Here is a 23473-nt window from a genome sequence, read left to right on the forward strand (position 1 = left end):
CAAATGACAACGGGCGCGGTATGCCGCGCCCGTGTTTGTTTCAGAGCTTAGCTGCGCTTTCTCAACAGCCGCAGCGCGTTGGCGGTGACCAGCGCGGTGGCGCCGGAGTCGGCCAGCACCGCCAGCCACAGCCCGGTTAACCCCAGCAGGCTGGTGATCAGAAAGACCCCTTTCAACCCCAACGCGATGGTGATGTTTTGCCGGATATTGGCGTGGGTGGCGCGCGAGATGCGGATCATTTCCGCGACGCCCACCAGTCGGTTGTGGGTCAGGGCGGCGTCGGCGGTCTCCAGCGCCACGTCGGTGCCGCTGCCCATGGCGATGCCGATGTTGGAGGCTTTCATCGCCGGGGCGTCGTTGATGCCGTCGCCGATCATCGCCGTCGGGCGCAGTTCGCTCAGTTCGGTGACCGCGCTGACCTTATCTTCCGGCAACAGACCGGCACGATAGTCGAGGCCCAGCTCGCCGGCGATCGCCGCGGCGGCGCGCGGGTTATCCCCGGTCAGCATCACGCCGCGAATACCCAACGCGTTCAGTTCGGCTATCGCCTGTTTGGCGTCGCTGCGTAGCGTATCACGCAGCGCCAGCAAGCCGATGGGCGCGCCGTCTTCCAGCACCACCACCGCCGTTTTACCGGCGTTTTCCAGCTTGTCTACCTGGCTCTGCCATTGTGTGGCGAGCAGGCCCGGCGCCAGCTTGCCCGGCGCACTGATCAGCACGGTCTTGCCGTCCACGATCCCTTCCACACCGACGCCGGCCAGCGCGCGGCGCGCCTGCGCCAGCGGCAGCTCAGCCCCGCTTGCGGCGGCGCGGTTGATGATCGCTTGCGCCAGCGGGTGATGTGAACCGGCCTCTACCGCGGCGGCAAGCTGCAACAGCCGTTGTTCGGTCAGCGCGCCGATGGGCAGCACGTCGGTGACCGTCGGCTTGCCTTCGGTCAGGGTGCCGGTTTTATCGAAGGCGATGGTTTGAATCTGGCCCAGTTGCTCCAGCGCCGCGCCGCCTTTAATCAGCGCGCCGCGCCGCGTGGCGGCCGCCAGCCCGGATGTGATGGCCGCCGGCGTCGAGATCACCAGCGCGCATGGACAGCCGATCAGCAGCAGCGTCAGGCCGCGATAGATCCAGGTCTCCCACGGCTGTGAGAACAGCAGTGGCGGTACCAGGATCACCGCGACGGCCAGCAGCATGATGGCTGGGGTGTAATAGCGGCTGAAGCGATCGAGGAAGCGTTCGATCGGCGCGCGGCGTTCTTCGGCCTCTTCAATCAGCTGCAAAATGCGGTCGATGGCATTTTTGCCGGGCTCGGAAATCACCTTCATCTGTGCCGCCTGATCGACGGACAGGCTGCCGGCGGCCACTTTTTCCCCTTGTTGACGCTCGACCGGCACCGATTCGCCGGTCAGGGCGCTTTCGTCAAAGCTGGCGAACGGATTGAGCAGCTCGGCGTCGGCCGGCAGGCGCCCGCCGGGCGCGATTTCAATCACATCGCCAGGGCGCAGGCTGGCGACCGGCACGCGTTTGCGTTCCGTGCCTTGCAGCAGCAGCGCATCTTCCGGCACCAGCTCCATCAGCGCCTTCACCCCGCGACGCGCACGGTTGGCGGCGTAGGATTCCAGCAGCTCGCCGACCATAAACAGCAGCAGCACCATCGCCGCCTCGGCGGTGGCGCCAATAAACAGCGCGCCGATGGCCGCCACGCTCATCAGCGTTTCGATGGCGAACGGCGTGCCGGAGCGAATCAGACGCAGCGCCTTGGCGGCGACCGGCGCCAACCCGACCAGCGTGGTGGCGATAAAGGCGATGCGGCCCAGCTCCGGGTTAACCCGATCCAGCACCCAGCTGACGACCATCAGGGTGGTCAACAGCAGCAGCGGTGCGAATTCGCCGAAGCGTGAGGTTTTCGGCGCGGCGGCTTTGGCGGTCTGAGTGCCGAGCAGGGTAAAGCCGGCCTGGGCGACCGCGTCCTGGATCCGCAGGCTGATGTCGGACTGCGCGTCGACCACCAGTTTTTCAGTGGCGAACAATACGCGTGCGCTGTCAACGCCGGGGAGCGCGGTGACGGCATTTTCGATTTTCTTGGCGCAGCTGGGGCAGTCCATACCGGTGACTTTCCAGCTGAAACGTTGGCTGCCGGAAGGGGGAGCGGCGGCCAGCCTGTCGCTTTCCTCGTCCGGATCGTCGGGCGCGGTGGCGCAGCAGCCGCTATCGCCATGATCGTGATGATGGTGGGCGTGTTCGGCCTGTACGGCTGCGCTTTTCGGCTCACTGCTGCAGCCATGCTGCGTTTTGCTGTGGCTGTGGTTGCAGCCGCACCCGCCTTCGGCGTGGTGATGTTCCTGATGATTATGGTTTTGCTGATTGTGCATAACGTCCCCCTTCGGGCTGTTAAACGGGTTTGCTCAGCTGACTCTACACCCTGGAGTCCACTCCAGAGTCAAGCGCCGGATGAGAATTATTGCTAACGGCGTTCGGGCGTAGAAAAGGGGGGATTCATTCAATAATGAATAATGCGAATTTAAATATATCGGCTTTTCTTATCCCCTATTTGGGCGAAAAGGCTCGCTGCCGTTAGTTTAAATAAGAAAATAATATTCCTATAGAAACTAAAAAATCGCCCGACCTAATAATAAAGAGTTATTAATCTATAACGCTTTAGCAAAATTTACCTTTTCCCCTAAGTAAAGCCAGCATGATTCGCTTGAGTCTGCAGGCCGCGTTGCTATTGAAGTTTGGTGCCAACTTATCCTCATCAAGTTTCGTTTGCTTTGTAAAGAAGCCTAAAAAGCAGCATAACAAACTTTCGTTGCGATAATAAATGGTTGATTATTTTATGTGCAGTTTTACGGTCCTGCCTATAATTGGAATCGATTACCATTTTTAATGGTGATCTTATTTGCTGATATATATGCATTAATTCTACCTAACACACTGCCGGTAACGGCGCATAAGCCCCTTCCAGCAAGCTTGAGGTTCATTAACCGTGGCTTACGGGGAGGTTATGTCTATCTGTCTGATTGATATCAATCAGGTAATGAGTGGAATCGAACCAATGCAATCTACTAAAAAGGCAATTGAAATTACTGAATCCAGCCTCGCGGCCGCGACAACCGGTTACGATGCTGTAGACGACCTGCTGCATTATCATGAGCGGGGTAACGGGATTCAGATTAATGGCAAGGATTCATTTTCTAACGAGCAAGCTGGGCTGTTTATTACCCGCGAGAACCAAACCTGGAACGGTTACAAGGTATTTGGCCAGCCGATCAAATTAACCTTCTCCTTCCCGGATTATAAGTTCTCTTCCACTAACGTCGCCGGCGACACCGGGCTGAGCAAGTTCAGCGCGGAACAGCAGCAGCAGGCTAAGCTGTCGCTGCAGTCCTGGGCCGACGTCGCCAATATCACCTTCACCGAAGTGGCGGCCGGACAAAAGGCCAATATCACCTTCGGCAACTACAGCCAGGATCGCCCCGGCCACTATGATTACGGCACCCAGGCCTACGCCTTCCTGCCGAACACCATTTGGCAGGGCCAGGATCTGGGGGGCCAGACCTGGTACAACGTCAATCAGTCCAACGTCAAGCATCCGGCGACCGAAGACTACGGCCGCCAGACGTTCACCCATGAAATTGGCCATGCACTGGGTCTGAGCCATCCGGGCGATTACAACGCCGGTGAAGGCAACCCGACCTACCGCGACGTCACTTACGCGGAAGATACTCGTCAGTTCAGCCTGATGAGCTACTGGAGTGAAACCAATACCGGTGGCGACAACGGCGGTCATTACGCCGCGGCTCCGCTGCTGGATGACATTGCCGCCATTCAGCACCTGTATGGCGCCAACCTGTCGACCCGCACCGGCGACACCGTGTACGGCTTTAACTCCAACACTGGTCGTGACTTCCTCAGCACCACCAGCAACTCGCAAAAAGTGATCTTTGCGGCCTGGGATGCGGGCGGCAACGATACCTTCGACTTCTCCGGTTACACCGCTAACCAACGCATCAACCTGAACGAGAAGTCGTTCTCCGACGTGGGCGGCCTGAAGGGCAACGTGTCGATCGCCGCCGGTGTGACCATTGAGAACGCCATTGGCGGTTCCGGCAACGACGTGATCGTCGGCAACGCGGCCAATAACGTGCTGAAAGGCGGCGCGGGTAACGACGTACTGTTCGGCGGCGGCGGGGCGGATGAGCTGTGGGGCGGTGCCGGTAAAGACATCTTCGTGTTCTCTGCCGCCAGCGATTCCGCACCGGGCGCTTCAGACTGGATCCGCGACTTCCAGAAAGGGATCGACAAGATTGATCTGTCGTTCTTCAACAAAGAGGCGCAGAGCAGCGACTTCATTCACTTCGTCGATCACTTCAGCGGCGCGGCCGGTGAAGCGCTGCTGAGCTACAACGCGTCCAACAACGTGACCGATTTGTCGGTGAACATCGGGGGTCATCAGGCGCCGGACTTCCTGGTGAAAATCGTCGGTCAGGTAGACGTCGCCACTGACTTTATCGTGTAACGCAGCAACGGAGCGCCCGGCGCAGTCTCGGCCGGGCGTGATGTGGGAGCCGGTATGAAAGGTACTTTAACGCGCGCCGCCCTGGCGGCGGGAGGCATGATGGTGACGAGTGCGGTGATGGCCGGCAGTCTGGCGCTGCCGACCGCGCAGTCGCTGGCGGGGCAATGGCAGGTAGCCGACAGCGAAAGGCAATGCCAAATCGAGTTTCTGGCCAATGAACAAAGCGAGACCAACGGCTACCAGCTGGTGGATCGGCAGCGTTGTCTGCAAAGCGTATTTGCGGCCGAGGTGGTGGGCTGGCGCCCGGCGCCGGACGGCATCGCCCTGCTGCAGGCGGATGGCAGCACGCTGGCGTTCTTCTCGCGCGACGGCGATCTGTACCGCAATCAGCTGGGTGCGGGTGATGCCCTGACGTTGAAAGCGCTGGCTTGATGAAGAAACGGGTTCGGCGCGCCGAACCCGCGGCAGGTCTCTACAGGTAGAGCGAACGCACGATCAGGAAGTGGCCGGAAAAGTAACAGAAAGCCACGATGGCGTCCGCCGCGCGGAAGGTGAAGCGGTAACGGTTGAGCAGCCAAACCACGTTGGCCAGCAGCAGCAGCGAGGTGCCGGCCAGCAGCGAGAAGCCGAAATCGGTGCTGCGCAGGAAATATTGCTCGCCTGCCAGCCAGACCATCAGCAGCGTCATCGCCACGTAGGTGACGATTGGCCAGCGCATCTCTTCCAGCCGGGTCCAAAGGGTGGCTAGCAGCAATGCGCCGATCGCCAGCAGCGCCAGCGGCAGCGGCCAGAACAGACTGAACGTCATCTGGCTGGCGAAACTCAGGGTGTACAGCAAGTGGGACAGGAAAAAGGCGCCGATGGCGTACAGCACCCGCTCGCGCGGCAGCAGGAGCAGCGCATCGCCGATCAGCGTCGCCAGCAGGCCGAGTACGATCAGATAACCCGCCGCGCTGAGCACCGGCGCCTGCCAGGCAAGCAGCAACAGCAGCAACAGCGTGACGGGTTTGAACACCCAACGCTGCCAGCGCGGCCCGCGGTAAGAGGCGTCGACGAACAGCCAACCGGAAAAGAATACGGCAAGGAACGGCCAACTCATTGATGTCATCCTTATGTAGGAGGGAGCCGCAACCACCGGCTCCAAACTGTCACCCATGTCACTTCTTATTTCAGTGTAGGTAGCCTGCCGACGATCGACAATGCTTTCTTGAGAATGCTATGTTTACGCCGATTTGGCCGTGAAGGAAATGGGAAACCGATGAGTAAGCCACCGTTATTTTTTGTCGCCGTCATTGCGTTGATCGCCGTGCTGGCCACGCAACGCTACTTCAAACAGCGCCAGCAGGAGGCGGAAAACGATCGTGCGCCGATGCGCAGTCTGCAGGTGACGGTGAGCGACAAGCGGAGCTTCCCGGTCGCCAAGACCCGTGCGCCGCAGCGCGAGCCGTTGGTCAACGAGCCGATGTATTACGAGGTGGTGTTCAGCCCGAACCAGGGCGGTGAAGACATTACGCTGCGGCTGAAGCAATGGCAGTACAACCCGATAGAAAAAGGCGCGCACGGCACGTTAAACATGCAGGGCACGCGGTTCGTCTCGTTCACCGTTCAGCCGTAGCGGTCACTTTTTCTTGATGGGCGGCTGTTTCTTTTGCCAGGCCAGCAGCTCAAACACGCCAAAGATAAAGATCTTGGCCTCTTGCCAGTAGCTGATCGGCTGATCCTTCGGCTGGGTGGATTTCAACAGCACCAGCTGCAGGCCGTGCATCACCACCATAAAAAACAGCGCCACGTCGATGAAATACTTCAGCGGCTTGGGAAACGGATGGAACAGGTTAGAGAGCAGGAAGCCCCATACGCACAGCATCAGCAGGCGGCCCAGATTAATCAGCATGGTCGGTTTTCTCTTTCGAACGAAGATAAAGGCGATAAGCCACCTGACCGGCGACCTTCTCCCGGTGCAACTGCCAGCTGGCAGGCACGTCCGCCGCGGCGCTTTCCGCCTCGGCTTCTACATAGATCCACGCCTCGTCGGCCAGCCAGCCACGCTGCTCCAGCAACAAGACGGTCTCCGCCAGCAGGCCTTTGCGAAACGGCGGATCGAGGAACACCACGTCGAACGGTTGACCGTCGCCCGCCAGCCAGCCCAGCGCGTTGGTGTTGATAACCACCCCTTTGCCCTGCAGCAGCGCCAGATTTTTTTCCAGTTGCTGAGCCACCGGCCGTTCGAATTCCAGCAGCGTGGCGCTGCCGGCATAGCGCGATAGCGCTTCCAGCCCTAATGCGCCACTGCCGGCGAAGCAGTCCAGGCAGCGCGCGCCCTGAATCACCGGCGCCAGCCAGTTGAACAGGGTTTCACGCACCCGATCGGTGGTGGGGCGCAGCCCCGGGCTGTTTGGCACCGGGAGTTTGCGGCCGCGCCATTGGCCGCCGATGATGCGGATCTGTCCGGCTGCGGCCTGGGGCGGCTTTTTGGCCGCGGCCCGTGGCGAGAGTCTTGTCATAAGCGTTGTTTGATTTCTTTTGCGGCGCGGGGCCGCAGAGGTTAACGAAAAGTTGTCCCTATTCTACCGGTGACGGGCGTCGGGGGGAACGGTAAAACGTTGTTGTCTGATTTCACACCGGAAAGCATGCCGGATGCGTGTTGCTGCGCGAGGGAAAGTGATAGACTCGGCGGATTATTGTCAGCATATATCCTTCAGGTATGTAGGGTAAGCGAGCCTTCGGTACGGAGTAGAGTCATAACATGGCAAAAGATAAGAAACGTGGGTTTTTCTCCTGGCTGGGCTTTGGCCAGAAGGAAAAGGAAGAAGAGCAACAGCAACCTGAGCAGCCGGTAGAGCAGGCGGAACCTCAGGCCGCGGAGACGCCGGCTGAACCGGCCGCCGCCAAGCTGGATGACAAGCTCCCCGCCCAGGAATCTGAACCTGCCGCCTCCGTCGACACCCCGGGGGAGTGGGATAACGGTCAGGCCGGCGAGCAAATCGCGGAAAACCTGCCGGCGGCGGCTGAACATCCGGCGGCGCCGCAAGCGTTGGCTGAAGAGATCGTCAGCGTCACCGAGCAAGTGGTGGCGCAGCAGCAACCGGTGGTTGAACCTGAGCCGGTCGTCGAACCTGAGCCGGTCGTCGAGCCTGAGCCGGTCGTCGAACCTGAGCCGGTGGTTGAGCCTGAGCCGGTGGTTGAGTCCGAGCCGGTCGTCGAACCTGAGCCGGTGGTCGAGCCTGAGCCGGTGGTTGAACCCGAGCCGGTGGTCGAACCTGAGCCGGTCGTTGAACCCGAGCCAGTGGTTGAGCCCGAGCCGGTGGTTGAACCCGAGCCAATCGTCGAACCTGAGCCGGTCGTTGAACCCGAGCCAATCGTCGAACCTGAACCGGAGCCGGAAGAAGCGCCGCTTGAACCTGTGGTGCCGGCCGCTGCGCAAGAGCAGGAACGCCCGACCAAAGAAGGCTTCTTCGCTCGCCTGAAACGCAGCCTGCTGAAGACCAAGCAAAACCTCGGTTCCGGCTTTATGGGGCTGTTCCGCGGTAAAAAGATCGACGACGACCTGTTCGACGAGCTGGAAGAACAGCTACTGATCGCCGACGTCGGCGTGGAGACCACGCGCAAGATCATCACCTCCCTGACTCAGCACGCCAGCCGCAAGCAGCTGAAAGACGCTGAAGCGCTGTACGGCAAGCTGAAGGAGGAAATGTCCGAAATTCTGGCCAAGGTCGATCAGCCGCTGGATGTCAGCGGGAAAACCCCGTATGTCATCCTGATGGTCGGCGTGAACGGCGTGGGTAAAACCACCACCATCGGCAAGCTGGCGCGTCAGTTCCAGGCGGAAGGCAAGTCGGTGATGCTGGCGGCGGGGGATACCTTCCGCGCCGCCGCGGTGGAGCAGCTGCAGGTGTGGGGCGAACGCAACCGCATTCCGGTGGTGGCGCAGCATACCGGCGCGGATTCCGCTTCGGTGATCTTCGATGCGGTGCAGGCCGCCAAGGCGCGCGGCATCGATGTGTTGATCGCCGATACCGCCGGCCGTCTGCAGAATAAATCGCACCTGATGGAAGAGCTGAAGAAGATCGTCCGCGTCATGAAAAAACTGGACGACCAGGCCCCCCATGAGGTTATGCTGACGCTCGATGCCAGCACCGGCCAGAATGCGGTCAGTCAGGCGAAATTATTTAATGAGGCCGTGGGCTTAACCGGCATCACGCTGACTAAACTGGACGGTACCGCCAAGGGCGGGGTGATCTTCGCCATCGCCGATCAGTTCGGTATCCCGATCCGCTATATCGGCGTCGGGGAAGGCATCGAAGATTTGCGGCCGTTTAAGGCTGACGATTTTATTGAGGCACTTTTTGCCCGAGAGGATTAATACGGATGATTCGCTTTGAACAGGTCAGTAAAGCTTATCTGGGCGGACGGCAAGCGCTGCAGGGGGTCGATTTCCATCTGCGCCCGGCGGAAATGGCGTTTCTGACCGGCCATTCCGGCGCGGGGAAAAGTACCCTGCTGAAACTGATTTGCGGTATCGAACGGCCCAGCGCCGGCCACATCTGGTTTGGCGGCCACGACATCAGCCGTTTGAAAAACCGCGAGGTGCCGTTCCTGCGTCGGCAGATCGGCATGATCTTCCAGGATCACCACCTGCTGCTGGATCGCACGGTGTATGACAACGTGGCGATGCCGCTGATCATCGCCGGCGCCAGCACCGAAGACATCCGCCGCCGCGTTTCCGCCGCGCTGGACAAGGTCGGTTTGCTGGATAAAGCGAAAAACTTCCCGATTCAGCTGTCCGGCGGTGAGCAGCAGCGCGTGGGTATCGCCCGTGCGGTGGTGAACAAGCCGGCGGTGCTGCTGGCGGATGAACCGACCGGTAACCTCGATGACGCGTTGTCGGAAGGCATTCTGCGCCTGTTTGAAGAATTCAACCGCGTCGGCGTGACCGTACTGATGGCGACGCACGACACCGGGCTTATCGCCCGTCGCAATTACCGCATCCTGACGCTGAGCCAGGGCCGCATGCAAGGGGGCGCTCACCATGGCCAATAACGCAAAAACCGCCAAGAGCAAGGCGCTGCGCGGCGGCTGGCGCGAACAGTGGCGTTATGCCTGGATGAACGCCATCAAAGACATGCTGCGCCAGCCGTTGGCGACGCTGCTGACGGTGATGGTGATCGCCATTTCCCTGACGCTGCCGAGCGTGTGCTACATCGTGTGGAAAAACGTCAGCACCGCGGCCAGCCAGTGGTACCCGACGCCGCAACTGACGGTCTACCTGGATAAATCGCTCGATGACGACGCGGCGCTGAAAGTGCTCGACGCCATCAAGGCGGAAGCCGGCGTGGAGAAGGTGAACTACCTGTCGCGTGAAGAAGCGCGCGGCGAGTTCCGTAACTGGTCGGGCTTTGGCGGCGCGCTGGACATGCTGGAAGAGAACCCGTTGCCGGCGGTGGCGATCGTCACGCCGAAGATGAGCTTCCAGAGTTCGGACACCCTCAACACCCTGCGCGATCGCGTAGCGGCGGTGCAGGGCGTGGAAGAAGTGCGCATGGATGACAGCTGGTTTGCCCGCCTGGCGGCGCTGACCGGGCTGGCGGGCCAGATCGCGGCGATCATCGGCGTGCTGATGATCGTGGCGGTGTTCCTGGTGATCGGCAACAGCGTGCGTCTGAGCATCTTCAGCCGTCGCGACACCATCAACGTGATGAAGCTGATCGGCGCTACCGACGGCTTTATTCTGCGGCCGTTCCTCAACGGCGGGGCGATGCTGGGCTTTGCCGGCGCGCTGCTGTCGCTGGTGCTCTCCGGCGCGCTGGTGTGGCAGCTGGAGTCGGTGGTCGTCGGGGTCGCCAAGGTATTCGGCACCACCTTCACCCTGCACGGGCTGGGCTGGGATGAGGCGCTGTTGCTGCTGATCATCTCCGCGATGATCGGCTGGATCGCCGCCTGGCTGGCGACGGTGCAACATTTACGCCGATTTACACCACAGTAAGATTTTTTTGGTATACTCTTCTCCTGCTGCTTTTGATCGCGTTGCGGGAGAAGAGTGACCTCAAGCGAAGTCAGCACCACCCCTCTCTTCTTAGCGCACAAATTCCCTATCGGCCTTCACCCTCGTCACGTATTGTCAGCGACAATGCTTGCAAAAAAGGGTGAACTTTTAGGGCGGAGTACGGTCAAAAATTGCAGCAAATGTTAAGGTGCCCGGCGTGTGGAACCGCTTTTGCTTCAGCAACTGCCGTAGAATCAATCATTTCCCCGCTGTAATAATCACCTGCATGATTTTGTATTCTCATAGAGAGGGTTTGAATGACCAAAGAAATGCAAACTTTAGCCTTAGTACCCCAAGGTAGCTTGGAAGCCTATATCCGGGCAGCCAACGCCTATCCGATGCTGACGGCAGAGGAAGAGCGGGAGCTGGCTGAACGGCTGCATTATCAGGGCGATCTGGATGCCGCTAAGCAGCTCATCCTGTCTCACCTGCGCTTTGTCGCTCATATTGCCCGCAACTATTCAGGCTATGGTCTGCCGCAGGCGGATCTGATTCAGGAAGGCAACATCGGCCTGATGAAAGCCGTTCGCCGCTTCAACCCGGAAGTCGGCGTGCGTCTGGTTTCCTTTGCGGTGCATTGGATTAAGGCGGAAATCCACGAGTACGTATTGCGCAACTGGCGCATCGTGAAAGTGGCGACCACCAAAGCGCAGCGCAAGCTGTTCTTTAACCTGCGCAAAACCAAACAGCGTTTGGGCTGGTTCAACCAGGACGAAGTGGAACTGGTGGCCCGCGAGCTGGGCGTAACCAGCAAAGACGTGCGCGAGATGGAATCTCGCATGGCGGCGCAGGACATGACGTTCGATCCGACTCCGGACGACGAGGCCCGCGATGGCCAGTCGATGGCGCCGGTGCTGTACCTGCAGGACAAAAGCTCGGACTTCGCCGAAGGCATCGAGGAAGATAACTGGGAAAGCAACGCCGCAGACAAACTGGCCTATGCGCTGGAAGGTCTGGACGAGCGCAGCCAGCATATCATCCGCGCCCGTTGGCTGGATGATGACAACAAATCGACGCTGCAGGAGCTGGCCGATCAGTACGGCGTTTCCGCCGAACGCGTGCGTCAGCTGGAAAAGAACGCCATGAAGAAACTCAAAATGGCGATCGAAGCCTGAGTCGATGCGAGATTCGATAAAAAAAGCCCGGCAAGCCGGGCTTTTTAGTGCCTGAAATTCGGCGTTATGGCGCCACGGCGGTGAAGTCCGGCGCCGGGCAGCCGTAGCCGAATTTCGCCGCCCACGGATAACGGGTGCCGGTGTTGATATAGCGCTGATAAAGCGCACGGCCGGTTTTGGCATCACGCTTGATAACCCAGCTGGCAGCGTTACACAACACGGCGGCATAGGCCTGGCTCTTCGGCGGCAGCAGATCTGCCGCCTGTTGCGCCAGCCCCACCGCCTGCCAGCGATAGTGCAGGAAACGGTTGTCTTCCTCCGGTAGCGCCGCCTTGGCGCGCGCCGCTTCTGCGCTGTCGATCCAGCTTTTATGCTTTAGCTCGCGAGTATCGAACGCATCCCCCAGATAGGAATAGCCGGCGCCATAGATGGCGTAATCCGGCGTCATCTCATACCCGGTAAACTCCAGCCCCTGGGCGCGCAGCAGGTTGGCGGCGCGATAGTAAGCCTGCGCGCGCGTCAGCGGCGCGGCGGATTTGTCCTTGGCGGCCTTCAGTTCGTCGGCGAACTGCTGCGCCGCTTGCCGGTAGTTGGGGATATCGAAATAGGCCAGCGCTTCCGGCGCTCGTCCGGCGCGCATCAGCCGCCGCGCCAGCAGTTCGCGCAGCTGCACTTCCGGCGTGATCTGCTGGCCGCCGTAGTCGTCCGGATTAACCGGCTTGAGCGGCGTCGTCGGCGCCGGGGCGTGCTTATCGACAAAACCTTTCAACTCATCGACGGTCAGCACCCGCTCCGCCACGTCGGCCACGTCGGCCCAGTAGAGCGCTTTGCCGCGATACAGCAGGTCCATCGCCTGCAGATAGTCGCCGCGGTTCAGCGCCAGGATGGCCTGTTCGCCGGCCACCCGGCACTCGGGCACGATGGTTTCTGCGACGAAGTCGGCGTTGCGTTGTTCACCCCAGCTTTCGTCGGTGGGGAACGCGCTTGCCGCCTTGGCGTAGGCGGCAGTGGCGGCTTTCACGTCGCCGTCGCGCAGCGCCATTTTCGCGCGCAGCCACCACGCCAGGCCGCTGTCGCCGGCGTTTTTCAGCAGGCTCGCCGCCATCGGGTACTGCCCCGAACGGTAAGCCAACGCCGCCAGCCGATCGCTGCCGGCGAAGCCGCTTTTCACTGAGCCGTCCAGCAGCGTCAGGATCTGGCTGATGATCTGGGCGGAGCGGCCGTTGCCGTCGGTATCCGCCATTTGCAGGTTGCCGCTGCGCGCGAACAGCTCAATGGTCACCAACTGCTGGATCAACGGATCGCCGATAATCTGTTTCAGCGTGTCCAAATGGTCGGGGTTGACCAGGAGGCTGGAGACGTACTGCAGCGACTGCCCGCCGCTCGGATCGCCCTGCGCCGCCTGTTGCGCATAGAGGTGGGCGGCGGGGGCGACGTCACCCAGCCACAGGTGGATGCGCGCCTGCTGCCCAAGGCTGCTCAGCGCCAACTGATCGGGATCGGCGGCGCCGCTTTTCACCCGGTCGATCACCTGCTGGAATGCCGTCAGCGCCTGTTCAAGTTCGGCTTTAGGCGGATGCTCGGCGGCGGGAACCGCTTCACCGGATTCATTCACCGGTGTACCGTGGTCAGCCATCAGGACGCGGCCAAGCGAATACTGCGCCCGCAGTCCCCAGTCGCTCTGCTCGGCGGCCGGTAGCTTCAGCACCTGCTGGAAATAGTCTGTGGCGCGCGGATCGTGGCTGGCGAAAGCGACGGCGCCCAGTTGATAGAGACGCGCGGCGTTGGACAACCCCTGCGTATTGACGGCGTCAGCCTCTTCAACCGTTTTGGCGGCGCGCATTTTGCCGATCGCTATCGTTTCCGGCGATTGCGGCATCGGTTTCGGCGGCATCGGCGGTGGCGGGGCTTGCCAGTGCGGCAACTGTTTATCCATCGGCACCAGCCGGCCGGCTTCGAAGGCGAAATTGCCCTCCGGCATATACAGTAGGGTACCGTTGCGGTCGATCAGCAGCCGGTTAGGAAAATCCGGGCCGCAGGCATAGCCGCTCAGCGGCAGTGCGGCGCCGATCAGCATGGCCAGCGGAAGAAGGCGGCGGGTGTTCCGTGCCGCGCGCGAATCAAGGTGTGACAAGGGTGCCTCCTGGCGTCAGTTGTTGGCAGCGCAGCCAACCCAACGGCCGGGATTGCCCGGCGCGCAGTTGGTCGCTGCTGATGCGAATAAAGCGTTGCTGTTGCGGTGCGGATTCCAGCCGGTAGTGGCCGACCGCGTCCGCCGCCAGGCAGTCGTCGGCGCGGATGACCACCTCTTGCGGCAGCGGGGCATCTACCGGCCCGTTGTTATGAATTATCAGGTCATACAGCCCGTTTTGCTGTGGCTGAGGCCTAAATTTTACCTGCCAGTCGACGTTCAGCGGCCGGCGCTCGATCACCGCTCGCAGCGTGGCGAGCGACCAGGCGCGCCGATCGTCCGTCAGCGGCAAGCGGAACCAGAGAATGCCGCGTAGCCGGGGCGGCGTTTGCTGCGCCAACGTCTGCAGAAAATCGGCGATCTGCTGCGGCGCGACCGTCAGCTCACGGCCGTTGCCCGCCACGCGCAGCGAAGATTCGCTCTCCACCTGCGCGCCTTGCGCATCAAAACCCAACAACGCCATGCCGTAGGCCGGCAGCGCGACGCGAAACGGCTTCGGTGTGACGGCAGCGTACTGCCGCACCCAGCGCAGCGCCAGCGGGCCGTCAAACAGCCCCTGCTGTGGCGAGAGCACCGCGTGTACCTGCAGGACGGAACTGTCGGCCTGTTGCAGTACGCCGGGCAGGTTGGGTGAGCCGATCCAGGCCGGCAGGGCGGTGATGCCGAGTTGCAAAGCGGCGGGCAGCCGTTGGCGCAGCCGCTGCAGAAAGCGTTGGTAGTCCGGCAGGCGGGCGGTGGCGGCGTCATGATCGATCTCGATGCCGGTGACGGGCAGCCCGGCCGCCTGCCAGCGCTGGGTGAGCGCCAGCAGGCGCTGGATAATGGCCTCTTGATCCAGCTGCGGCAGTTGGCCGTCGAGGCGGGCTACCAGCCAGAGTGGGCGGCTGTCCTGCTTCAGCAGGCTGAGATCGGCCGGGATTTCCCGCCAGCCTTCACGCGGATGCACCTGCAGCGCCAGCACCCGCAGCCCGGTAAACAGATCGCGGCTGTGCGCCAGCGCATCGGCGTGCTGCGGTGTCCAAACCCGCTGCCAGACATAAACCTGCTGATCCCAGCCTGAGGCCTGGCGCAGCGCCTGCTGGCGCCCGGCGAACCAGGCCGCCAACCCCAGCGCAATCAAAACCAGCGCCGCCAGCCGGCGCTTCATTTTTGCCAGAGATCGCCTTGCGGTGCGAAGCCGCAGGCGCGCATGAAGTTATCGACTTCCCCACGTTCACGCGGCGCCAGGCCGGCGGTCGACAGCTGCCACTGGGCGACCTGCGGCAGCTGACGCTGTGCATCCTGCACCAGATAAAGACCGACGCCGCGGCGGCGCGTCACTTCTCGTACCAGCAGATCCTGCAGCTCGGCGCGGTCGTCCTGCAGCGCAATTTTCACCGCACCCAGCAGACGCTCGTTGAAGCGGGCGGCAAACAGCGCCTTACCGTCGCTCAGCCAGCCTTGCCACTGTTCCGGCTGCTGGTGCGGCCAAATTTTACCGAGGTCGATAAGGTCTTGCGGGGACAGCGCGGTTAGGCGCTCGATGGTCAGTTTCATGCAGAATTTCCGCGCAGCTAAATGATGTCGACAGTGTAATAGATCTTGTGCAGAGCGTTGTGTAAGTTTTTCTGTACGATTACTGTGCAATATGTTTTTTGCACGGGGCATTTTCCGAGTAAATAGTTAGTAAACGGATTGTTAACCAGCACAACGCACTACGCCTAAAGGTAAAGAGCGCAGATTTAATTCGAATTTTATCCTGTTTACACCGCTTGTTTCTGCCAGATGAAGTTGATTTGCAGAAGAAAATTCCTGTTTAATGGCATGAAAAATAAAGTCTTATTAGAAAATAATGCCGACAAAACGCCTAAATCATTATTACTTATAACAAAAGCGGTCAATAACGATCGGGCGCAGGCAAACACAACAGGTACGTTCACAACGACAGATGGGGATTTGCGGATGAAATTAACAACAGGTAAGGCACTGCTGGCGGGTTGTATTGCGATGGCCATGAGCCAGGCGGCCATGGCGAAAGACATCAAGGTGGCGATCGTCGGGGCAATGTCCGGCCCGGTCGCGCAGTATGGCGACATGGAGTTTACCGGCGCGCGCCAGGCGATTGCCGACATTAACGCCAAGGGCGGCATCAAGGGCGACAAGCTGGTCGGCGTGGAATACGACGACGCCTGCGACCCGAAACAGGCAGTTGCGGTCGCCAACAAGGTGATCAACGACGGTATTCGCTACGTGATCGGCCACCTGTGCTCCTCATCCACCCAGCCGGCGTCCGATATCTATGAAGACGAAGGCGTGATCATGATTACCCCGGCGGCCACCAACGCGGATCTGACTACCCGTGGCTACAAGATGATCCTGCGCACCACCGGCCTGGATTCGGATCAGGGCCCGACCGCCGCCAAATACATCCTCAGCGACATCAAGCCGAAGCGCATCGCCGTGGTGCACGACAAGCAGCAATACGGCGAAGGCCTGGCGCGCTCGGTGCGCGACAGCCTGAAAAAACAGGGCACCGAAGTGGCGATGTTCGAAGGCATCACCGCCGGCGACAAAGACTTCTCCACCCTGGTGGCGCGCCTGAAGAAAGAAAATATCGACTTCGTGTACTTCGGCGGTTACTACCCGGAAATGGGGCAGATCCTGCGTCAGGCCAAGCAGGCCGGGTTGACCACTCGCTTCATGGGGCCGGAAGGCGTGGGCAACTCCTCGCTGTCCAACATCGCCGGCGCCGCCTCGGAAGGCATGCTGGTGACGCTGCCGAAACGCTACGATCAGGTGCCTGCCAACCAGCCGATCGTCGATGCGCTGAAAGCCAAGAAGCTGGATCCGACTGGCCCGTTCGTCTGGACCACCTATGCTGCGCTGCAGTCGCTGACCACCGGCATGGAGCGCAGCGGCAGCCAGGAGCCGGCGGACATCGTCAAGGATCTGAAAACCGGCAAGCCGGTGGAGACCGTGATGGGGCCGCTGACCTGGGATGACAAGGGCGATCTGAAAGGCTTCGAGTTCGGCGTGTTCGAATGGCATGCCAACGGCACGTCCACACCGATCAAATAAGCCATAATGATTAGGGTGGGGCGCAGCCCGCTGCGCCCGGCGGGTCGGCTTGCCGGCCCCGTCTCCCTTTACCCGCCGGTTCTCCGCCGGCGGGTTTCGCAGCCAAGGGTTCAGAGTATGTCAGAGCAACTCCTCTATTTTCTGCAGCAGATGTTCAACGGCTTAACGTTGGGCAGCACCTATGCATTGATCGCCATCGGTTACACCATGGTTTACGGCATCATCGGCATGATCAACTTCGCCCACGGCGAGGTGTACATGATCGGCAGCTATGTCTCCTTTATCGTTATCGCCGCCCTGATGATGCTCGGCATCGACGTCGGTTGGCTGCTGATCGGCGCCGCGTTCCTGGTCTCGATCGTTATCGCCAGCGCCTACGGCTGGAGCATCGAACGGGTGGCCTACAAGCCGGTGCGCAACTCCAAGCGCCTGATTGCGCTGATCTCGGCCATCGGCATGTCGATATTCCTGCAAAACTACGTCAGCCTGACGCAGGGCTCACGCGATCTGGCGCTGCCTAGCCTAGTGACCGGCCAGTGGGTGCTGGGAGAAAGCAACGGCTTCGCCGCCACCATCAGCACCATGCAGCTGACCATCTGGCTCGTGACCTTCCTGGCGATGCTGGCGCTGACGCTGTTTATCCGCTATTCACGCATGGGCCGCGCCTGCCGCGCCTGTGCGGAAGATCTGAAGATGGCCAGCCTGCTGGGCATCAACACCGACCGGGTGATCTCGCTGACCTTCGTTATCGGTGCGGTGATGGCGGCGGTGGCCGGGGTGTTGCTCGGCCAGTTCTACGGCGTCATCAACCCTTACATCGGGTTTATGGCCGGTATGAAAGCCTTCACCGCCGCGGTTCTGGGCGGCATCGGCAGCATTCCCGGTGCGATGATTGGCGGCCTGGTACTGGGCGTGGCGGAAGCGCTGACCTCTGCCTACCTGAGCACCGAATACAAAGACGTGGTGTCGTTCGCGCTGCTGATCGTGGTGCTGCTGATCATGCCGACCGGCATCCTCGGGCGTCCGGAGGTTGAGAAAGTATGAAACTCAATCTGCTCAATGCGCTGATCGCCACGGCGGTGCTGTTCGTGATGGCGTCGTTCCTGATGGGCATGCAGCTCAGCCTGGACGGCACCAAGCTGGTGGTGCACGGCGCGGCGGAAGTGCGCTGGATGTGGATCGGCATCGGCTGCGTCATCGTCTTTTTCTTCCAGCTGTTGCGCCCGCTGCTGCAGCAGGGATTGAAAAAAGTCTCCGGCCCGGCGTTCGTGCTGCCGAGCTTCGACGGCACCACGCCGCGGCAAAAGCTGCTGGCGGCTTTGCTCATCGTCGCGGCGGTCGCCTGGCCGTTCCTGGTCTCGCGCGGCACGGTGGATATCGCCACCCTGACGCTGATCTACGTGATGCTGGGCCTCGGCCTCAACGTGGTGGTGGGCTTGTCCGGTCTGCTGGTGCTCGGCTACGGCGGTTTCTACGCCATCGGCGCCTACACCTATGCGCTGCTGAATCACTATTACGGCCTCGGCTTTTGGGAGAGCCTGCCGCTGGCGGGTATCGTCACCGCCGCTTTCGGCTTCCTGCTCGGTTTCCCGGTGCTGCGGCTGCGCGGCGACTATCTGGCGATCGTGACGCTCGGCTTCGGCGAAATCGTGCGCATCCTGCTGCTGAACAATACCGAGATCACCGGCGGACCGAACGGCATCAGCCAGATCCCGAAACCGACCTTCTTCGGCCTGGAGTTCAACCGCAGCGTGCGCGACGGCGGCTGGGATACCTTCCATAACTTCTTCGGCCTGAAATACGATCCGAGCGATCGCATCGTGTTCCTGTACCTGGTGGCGCTGCTGCTGGTGGTGCTGACGCTGTTCGTCATCAACCGCCTGCTGCGTATGCCGCTGGGGCGCGCCTGGGAAGCGCTGCGCGAAGACGAGATCGCCTGCCGCTCGCTGGGTCTCAGCCCGACGCGCATCAAGCTGACCGCTTTTACCATCAGCGCCGCTTTCGCCGGGTTTGCCGGCACGCTGTTCGCCGCGCGCCAGGGGTTCGTCAGCCCGGAATCCTTCACCTTCGTCGAATCGGCCTTCGTACTGGCGATCGTCGTGCTGGGGGGCATGGGCTCGCAGTTCGCGGTCATTCTGGCGGCGATCCTGCTGGTGGTGTCGCGCGAGCTGATGCGCGATCTGAATGAATACAGCATGTTGCTGCTGGGTGCGCTGATGGTACTGATGATGATTTGGCGGCCGCAGGGGCTGTTGCCGATGAAACGGCCGCAGCTGAAGCTGCAGGCGGCGGACATTCACGCGGGCAAGGGGGAGCAGGCATGAGCGTTCAACCTTTGCTGCAGGTGGAGGGCCTGTCGATGCGTTTCGGCGGGCTGCTGGCGGTCAACAACGTGGCGTTGACGCTGAACGAAGGTGAAATCGTGTCGCTGATCGGCCCCAACGGCGCCGGTAAGACCACGGTGTTCAACTGCCTGACCGGTTTTTACCGCCCGACCGGCGGCACCATCAAATTGCGCGATCGCCACCTGGAAGGGTTGGCGGGGCAGGCCATCGCCCGTATGGGCGTGGTGCGCACCTTCCAGCACGTGCGGCTGTTCCGTGAAATGACGGTGATCGAAAACCTGCTGGTGGCGCAGCATCAGCACCTGAAAAGCGGCGTGTTTGCCGGGTTGCTGAAAACCCCGGCCTTCCGCCGCGCCGAAGCCGAAGCGCTGGCGCGCGCGGCGGAGTGGCTGGAGCGCGTCGGCCTGCTGGAGATGGCTAACCGTTCGGCGGGCAACCTGGCCTATGGGCAGCAGCGGCGGCTGGAGATCGCCCGCTGCATGGTGACCCGGCCGGAGCTGCTGATGCTGGATGAACCGGCCGCCGGCCTCAACCCGAAAGAGACCGACGAGCTGGATCACCTGATCGTCGAGCTGCGCGATCGGCATAAGGTATCGGTGCTGCTGATCGAGCACGACATGAAGCTGGTGATGGGCATTTCCGACCGCATTTACGTGGTGAATCAGGGCACGCCGCTGGCGCAGGGCACACCGGCGGAGATCCGCAACAACCCGGACGTGATCCGGGCTTATTTGGGCGAAGAATAATATGTTGTCATTCAATCAGGTATCCGCCCATTACGGCAAAATTCAGGCGCTGCATCAGGTCAGTCTCACGATAAGCCAGGGGGAAATCGTGACGTTAATCGGCGCCAACGGCGCCGGTAAAACCACGTTGCTCGGCACCCTGTGCGGCGAACCGCGCGCCAGCGAAGGCAGCATCGTCTTTCAGGACCAGGACATCACCCAGTGGCAAACCTCGCGCATCATGCGCGAAGCGGTGGCGATCGTGCCGGAAGGGCGGCGCGTCTTCTCGCGCATGACGGTGGAAGAAAACCTGGCGATGGGCGGCTTCTTCGCCGATCGCCAGCAGTATCAACAGCGCATTGAACGGGTGTTCACGTTGTTCCCGCGCCTGCTGGAGCGCCGAAGCCAGCGTGCCGGCACCATGTCCGGCGGCGAACAGCAGATGTTGGCCATCGGCCGCGCGCTGATGAGTCAGCCGAAGCTGCTGCTGCTCGACGAGCCCTCGCTGGGGCTGGCGCCGATCATTATCCAGCAGATTTTCGACATCATTCAGCAACTGCGGGAAGAGGGCATGACCATCTTCCTGGTGGAGCAAAACGCCAATCAGGCGCTGAAATTGGCGGACCGCGGTTATGTGCTGGAAAACGGCCGCGTGGTGTTGGAAGATACGGGGGCTGCATTGTTAGCCAACGAAGCAGTGAGGTCGGCGTATCTGGGCGGTTAATCCGCCCCCCTACGAATTAAAATAATCAGGTACGAGAAGAAGAAATGAAGACAGAAGGGTTACTCGCGCAGCGCATCGTTAACGTAAAAAGTTCGGCCATCCGTGAATTGCTTAAGCACAGCAAGATGGAACACGTCATTTCGCTGGCGGGCGGCATCCCCTCTGATGCGCTGTTCGATTTCGAAGGATTGAGCATCGCCACCCAGCAGGCGATCACCGAACAGCCGAAAAGCGCGTTCCAGTATGGCCTGACCGAAGGCAGCCCGCTGCTGCGTGAGCGTATTTGCGCGCTGTGCGCCGAGCGCGGCGTCACCGCTGGCGCGGAAGAGGTAATGGTCACCGCCGGCTCTCAGCAGGCTCTGGATTTGGTGATGCGCGCCATCGTCAACCCAGGCGATGTGTTCGTGGTGGAGCGCCCGACCTACCTGGCGGCGCTGCAAACGCTGGAGCTGGCGGAGGCCAACATCATGTCGGTCTCGTCCGACAGCGACGGCATGGTGGTGGAAGAGCTGGCCGAGCTGCTGAAAACCCAGCGCATCAAGGGCGTGTACGTGGTGCCGAACTTCGGCAACCCCAGCGGCATCACCCTCAGCGCCGCGCGCCGTGAACTGCTGGTGAAGCTGGCTGCTGAACATAACTTCCTGATCATCGAAGACGATCCGTACGGCGAATTGCGTTTCACCGAAGAGCGCCACCCGACGCTGCATCAGGTGTCACAGCAGGTGCTGGGCAACACTGACCACATCATCTATACCTCGACTTTCTCCAAGATCCTGGCGCCGGGCCTGCGCTTGGGCTGGGCGATCCTGCCGCCGTTCCTGCTGCACAAAGTGGCGATCATCAAACAGGCGGCGGATCTGCACGCCAGCGCGTTGTCGCAGAGCATCGTCGAATGCTATCTCGGCCTGGATCGCCTGCCGGCGCAGATCGACAAGATCCGCGCCGCTTACAAGCAAAAGGGCGAGATCCTGGCCGGTTTGGTGGAGCAGGAGCTGGGCGACTACATCACCTTCGATAAGCCGAAGGGCGGCATGTTCCTGTGGGCGCGCTTCCGCCAGCCGTTCAACGCCACCGAATGGCTGAACACGACCTTGCAGCAGGGTGTGGTGTTCGTGCCGGGGGAATACTTCTTCTCCGACAACCCGGATCGTTCAACCTTCCGCCTGTCGTTCGCCACCGCCACCGAGCAGCAGATGCAAGAAGCGGTGGCGCGCCTGCGCCGTTCGCTGTAATCCTCGCGGCGGCGGAGCCCATGCCCGCCGCCGACATCAAACCGCCATCTTCACTTCACCTTGCCGTCATGTGGCTGTCATATAACGGTTATTTTTCTGTCATCCGCGCATGGCATGTTAGCTTCCGAACAAAAAACTGATTCTTTTCGCTCACGCGCTTTTACACCAGCTTTTTCAGGAGTTAGGCATGCTCACCTACGCTATTCGCAAAACCACGCTGTGCGTCGCGTTGACCCTGGCGGTCAGCACTCAGGCGCTGGCGGCGACAGAAATCCCGTTCTGGCATTCAATGGAAGGTGAACTGGGTAAGGAAGTGGATTCCCTGGCGGATCGCTTCAATCAGTCGCACAGCGACGTCAAGATTGTGCCGGTTTATAAAGGCAACTACGAACAGAGCCTGGCGGCGGGCATCGCTGCTTACCGCTCCGGCAAGGCGCCGGCGATCCTGCAGGTTTACGAGGTGGGCACCGCCACCATGATGGCCAGCAAAGCCATCAAACCGGTCTATGAAGTGTTTAAAGAGGCCGGCATCAACTTCGACGAGTCGGTGTTCGTGCCGACGGTGGCCGGCTATTACACCGACAACAAGAGCGGACATCTGCTGTCGCAGCCGTTCAACAGCTCCACGCCGGTGCTGTACTACAACAAAGATGCCTTCAAAAAGGCCGGCCTAAACCCGGACCAGCCGCCGAAAACCTGGCAGGAGCTGGCGGCGGATACCGCCAAGCTGCGTGAGGCCGGCATGAAGTGCGGCTACGCCAGCGGCTGGCAGGGTTGGATCCAGCTGGAGAACTTCAGCGCTTGGCACGGCGTGCCGTTCGCCAGTGAAAACAACGGTTTCGGCGGCACCAACGCCAAGCTGGAGTTCAACCAACCGCTGCAGGTCAAGCACATCGCGCTGCTGGAGGCGATGAACAAGAAGGGCGACTTTACCTACTTTGGCCGCAAAGACGAATCCACCGAGAAGTTCTATAACGGCGACTGCGCCATCACCACCGCCTCTTCCGGTTCGCTGGCGGACATCAAGCACTACGCCAAATTCAACTACGGCGTCGGCATGATGCCGTACGACGCCGACGCGAAAAACGCGCCGCAGAACGCCATCATCGGCGGGGCCAGTCTGTGGGTGATGAACGGCAAAGACGCCGTCACCTACAAGGGCGTGGCCGAGTTCCTGCAGTACCTGGCGCAGCCGGAAATCGCGGCCGAATGGCACCAGAAGACCGGCTATCTGCCGATCACCACCGCGGCTTACGATCTGACCAAGCAGCAGGGCTTCTACGACAAGAACCCGGGTGCCGACGTCGCCACTCGCCAGATGCTGAACAAGCCGCCGTTGCCGTTCACCAAGGGCCTGCGCCTGGGCAACATGCCGCAGATCCGCAGCGTGGTGGATGAGGAGCTGGAAGGCGTGTGGACCGGCAAGAAAACGCCACAGCAGGCGTTGGACGCCGCCGTACAGCGCGGTGACGTGCTGCTGCGCCGCTTCGAAGCATCGACCAAGTAACCCTGCGTCGCGAGCCCGACAGAC

21 protein-coding genes are annotated in these 23473 nt (G+C 61.0%); 14 read left to right on the forward strand and 7 right to left on the reverse strand.

All coding sequences use genetic code 11. The features are described from left to right. Positions 1-47 precede the first annotated feature (47 nt). Complete coding sequence (locus ACJ8J5_RS18335) at positions 48-2366, reverse strand: zinc/cadmium/mercury/lead-transporting ATPase (RefSeq protein WP_099816939.1); 2319 nt, start codon at positions 2364-2366, stop codon at positions 48-50. A 683-nt stretch (positions 2367-3049) separates the two neighbouring features. On the opposite strand from ACJ8J5_RS18335, the gene ACJ8J5_RS18340 reads away from it, so the two are divergent. Next, positions 3050-4513 carry a serralysin family metalloprotease gene (locus ACJ8J5_RS18340; RefSeq protein ID WP_025304892.1) on the forward strand — a complete coding sequence of 488 codons (1464 nt, stop codon included), beginning with the start codon at positions 3050-3052 and terminating at the stop codon, positions 4511-4513. A 54-nt stretch (positions 4514-4567) separates the two neighbouring features. Continuing rightward, on the forward strand, positions 4568-4945 hold the full coding sequence (locus ACJ8J5_RS18345; protein WP_025304893.1) for an AprI/Inh family metalloprotease inhibitor: 378 nt from the start codon (positions 4568-4570) through the stop codon (positions 4943-4945). Between the two features lie 40 nt (positions 4946-4985). On the opposite strand, the gene ACJ8J5_RS18350 is transcribed toward ACJ8J5_RS18345, so the two are convergent. Next, entirely contained in the window at positions 4986-5612 is a 627-nt protein-coding gene (locus ACJ8J5_RS18350) for a lysoplasmalogenase (protein ID WP_025304894.1), read from the reverse strand. 159 nt (positions 5613-5771) lie between these two features. On the opposite strand from ACJ8J5_RS18350, the gene ACJ8J5_RS18355 reads away from it, so the two are divergent. Continuing rightward, complete coding sequence (locus tag ACJ8J5_RS18355; protein ID WP_025304895.1) at positions 5772-6128, forward strand: DUF2500 domain-containing protein; 357 nt, start codon at positions 5772-5774, stop codon at positions 6126-6128. A gap of 3 nt (positions 6129-6131) precedes the next feature. Here ACJ8J5_RS18355 and ACJ8J5_RS18360 read toward each other — a convergent pair whose 3' ends face one another. After that, positions 6132-6404 (reverse strand): DUF1145 family protein, encoded by a 273-nt coding sequence (locus ACJ8J5_RS18360; RefSeq protein WP_004934327.1) that lies wholly within the window; start codon positions 6402-6404, stop codon positions 6132-6134. Then, complete coding sequence (rsmD, locus tag ACJ8J5_RS18365; RefSeq protein WP_060434779.1) at positions 6394-7014, reverse strand: 16S rRNA (guanine(966)-N(2))-methyltransferase; 621 nt, start codon at positions 7012-7014, stop codon at positions 6394-6396. Before rsmD ends, ACJ8J5_RS18360 begins: the two co-directional genes overlap by 11 nt. 242 nt (positions 7015-7256) lie before the next feature. Here rsmD and ftsY point away from each other — a divergent pair, with 242 nt between their 5' ends. The 4 genes from ftsY (at position 7257) to rpoH (ending at position 11668) form a co-directional block, all read left to right on the forward strand. Further along, positions 7257-8873: a signal recognition particle-docking protein FtsY gene (ftsY, locus tag ACJ8J5_RS18370; RefSeq protein ID WP_089181530.1), complete on the forward strand. Its 1617-nt coding sequence runs from the start codon at positions 7257-7259 to the stop codon at positions 8871-8873. A gap of 5 nt (positions 8874-8878) precedes the next feature. Continuing rightward, positions 8879-9550 (forward strand): cell division ATP-binding protein FtsE, encoded by a 672-nt coding sequence (gene ftsE / locus ACJ8J5_RS18375; protein WP_004934337.1) that lies wholly within the window; start codon positions 8879-8881, stop codon positions 9548-9550. After that, a complete protein-coding gene (gene ftsX / locus ACJ8J5_RS18380) occupies positions 9540-10493 on the forward strand; it encodes a permease-like cell division protein FtsX (RefSeq protein WP_025304898.1) in 954 nt (317 codons plus the stop codon). Before ftsE ends, ftsX begins: the two co-directional genes overlap by 11 nt. 317 nt (positions 10494-10810) lie before the next feature. Next, positions 10811-11668 carry an RNA polymerase sigma factor RpoH gene (rpoH, locus tag ACJ8J5_RS18385; RefSeq protein WP_004934345.1) on the forward strand — a complete coding sequence of 286 codons (858 nt, stop codon included), beginning with the start codon at positions 10811-10813 and terminating at the stop codon, positions 11666-11668. 64 nt (positions 11669-11732) lie between these two features. Here rpoH and ACJ8J5_RS18390 read toward each other — a convergent pair whose 3' ends face one another. The 3 genes from ACJ8J5_RS18390 to panM are packed head-to-tail and all read right to left on the reverse strand — an operon-like array spanning position 11733 to position 15395. Next, complete coding sequence (locus tag ACJ8J5_RS18390) at positions 11733-13745, reverse strand: hypothetical protein (protein WP_414105104.1); 2013 nt, start codon at positions 13743-13745, stop codon at positions 11733-11735. A gap of 43 nt (positions 13746-13788) precedes the next feature. Next, the gene (locus tag ACJ8J5_RS18395; RefSeq protein WP_060434773.1) at positions 13789-15006 is read right to left on the reverse strand and encodes a DUF3142 domain-containing protein; all 1218 of its coding nucleotides are present in this window, start codon (positions 15004-15006) and stop codon (positions 13789-13791) included. Beyond that, positions 15003-15395, reverse strand: a complete 393-nt coding sequence (panM, locus tag ACJ8J5_RS18400; protein WP_060434771.1) for an aspartate 1-decarboxylase autocleavage activator PanM — start codon at positions 15393-15395, stop codon at positions 15003-15005. Before panM ends, ACJ8J5_RS18395 begins: the two co-directional genes overlap by 4 nt. Before the next feature lie 405 nt (positions 15396-15800). Here panM and ACJ8J5_RS18405 point away from each other — a divergent pair, with 405 nt between their 5' ends. From ACJ8J5_RS18405 to ugpB, 7 genes are all read left to right on the forward strand, one after another. Continuing rightward, a complete protein-coding gene (locus ACJ8J5_RS18405) occupies positions 15801-16916 on the forward strand; it encodes a branched-chain amino acid ABC transporter substrate-binding protein (RefSeq protein WP_025304902.1) in 1116 nt (371 codons plus the stop codon). Between the two features lie 117 nt (positions 16917-17033). After that, positions 17034-17960 (forward strand): high-affinity branched-chain amino acid ABC transporter permease LivH, encoded by a 927-nt coding sequence (gene livH, locus ACJ8J5_RS18410; protein WP_015376290.1) that lies wholly within the window; start codon positions 17034-17036, stop codon positions 17958-17960. Continuing rightward, positions 17957-19240: a high-affinity branched-chain amino acid ABC transporter permease LivM gene (locus ACJ8J5_RS18415; RefSeq protein WP_060441197.1), complete on the forward strand. Its 1284-nt coding sequence runs from the start codon at positions 17957-17959 to the stop codon at positions 19238-19240. The genes livH and ACJ8J5_RS18415 overlap by 4 nt, the downstream gene beginning before the upstream one ends. Then, positions 19237-20007: a high-affinity branched-chain amino acid ABC transporter ATP-binding protein LivG gene (gene livG, locus ACJ8J5_RS18420; protein WP_025304904.1), complete on the forward strand. Its 771-nt coding sequence runs from the start codon at positions 19237-19239 to the stop codon at positions 20005-20007. The genes ACJ8J5_RS18415 and livG overlap by 4 nt, the downstream gene beginning before the upstream one ends. A 1-nt stretch (position 20008) precedes the next feature. After that, the gene (gene livF / locus ACJ8J5_RS18425) at positions 20009-20710 is read left to right on the forward strand and encodes a high-affinity branched-chain amino acid ABC transporter ATP-binding protein LivF (protein ID WP_025304905.1); all 702 of its coding nucleotides are present in this window, start codon (positions 20009-20011) and stop codon (positions 20708-20710) included. A 44-nt stretch (positions 20711-20754) separates the two neighbouring features. Further along, complete coding sequence (locus tag ACJ8J5_RS18430; protein ID WP_025304906.1) at positions 20755-21942, forward strand: aminotransferase-like domain-containing protein; 1188 nt, start codon at positions 20755-20757, stop codon at positions 21940-21942. A gap of 187 nt (positions 21943-22129) precedes the next feature. After that, complete coding sequence (gene ugpB / locus ACJ8J5_RS18435; protein ID WP_147823494.1) at positions 22130-23449, forward strand: sn-glycerol-3-phosphate ABC transporter substrate-binding protein UgpB; 1320 nt, start codon at positions 22130-22132, stop codon at positions 23447-23449. Positions 23450-23473 lie beyond the last annotated feature (24 nt).

It is taken from the genome of Serratia sp. CY43202, from assembly GCF_052168755.1.
GTDB lineage: Bacteria > Pseudomonadota > Gammaproteobacteria > Enterobacterales > Enterobacteriaceae > Serratia > Serratia bockelmannii.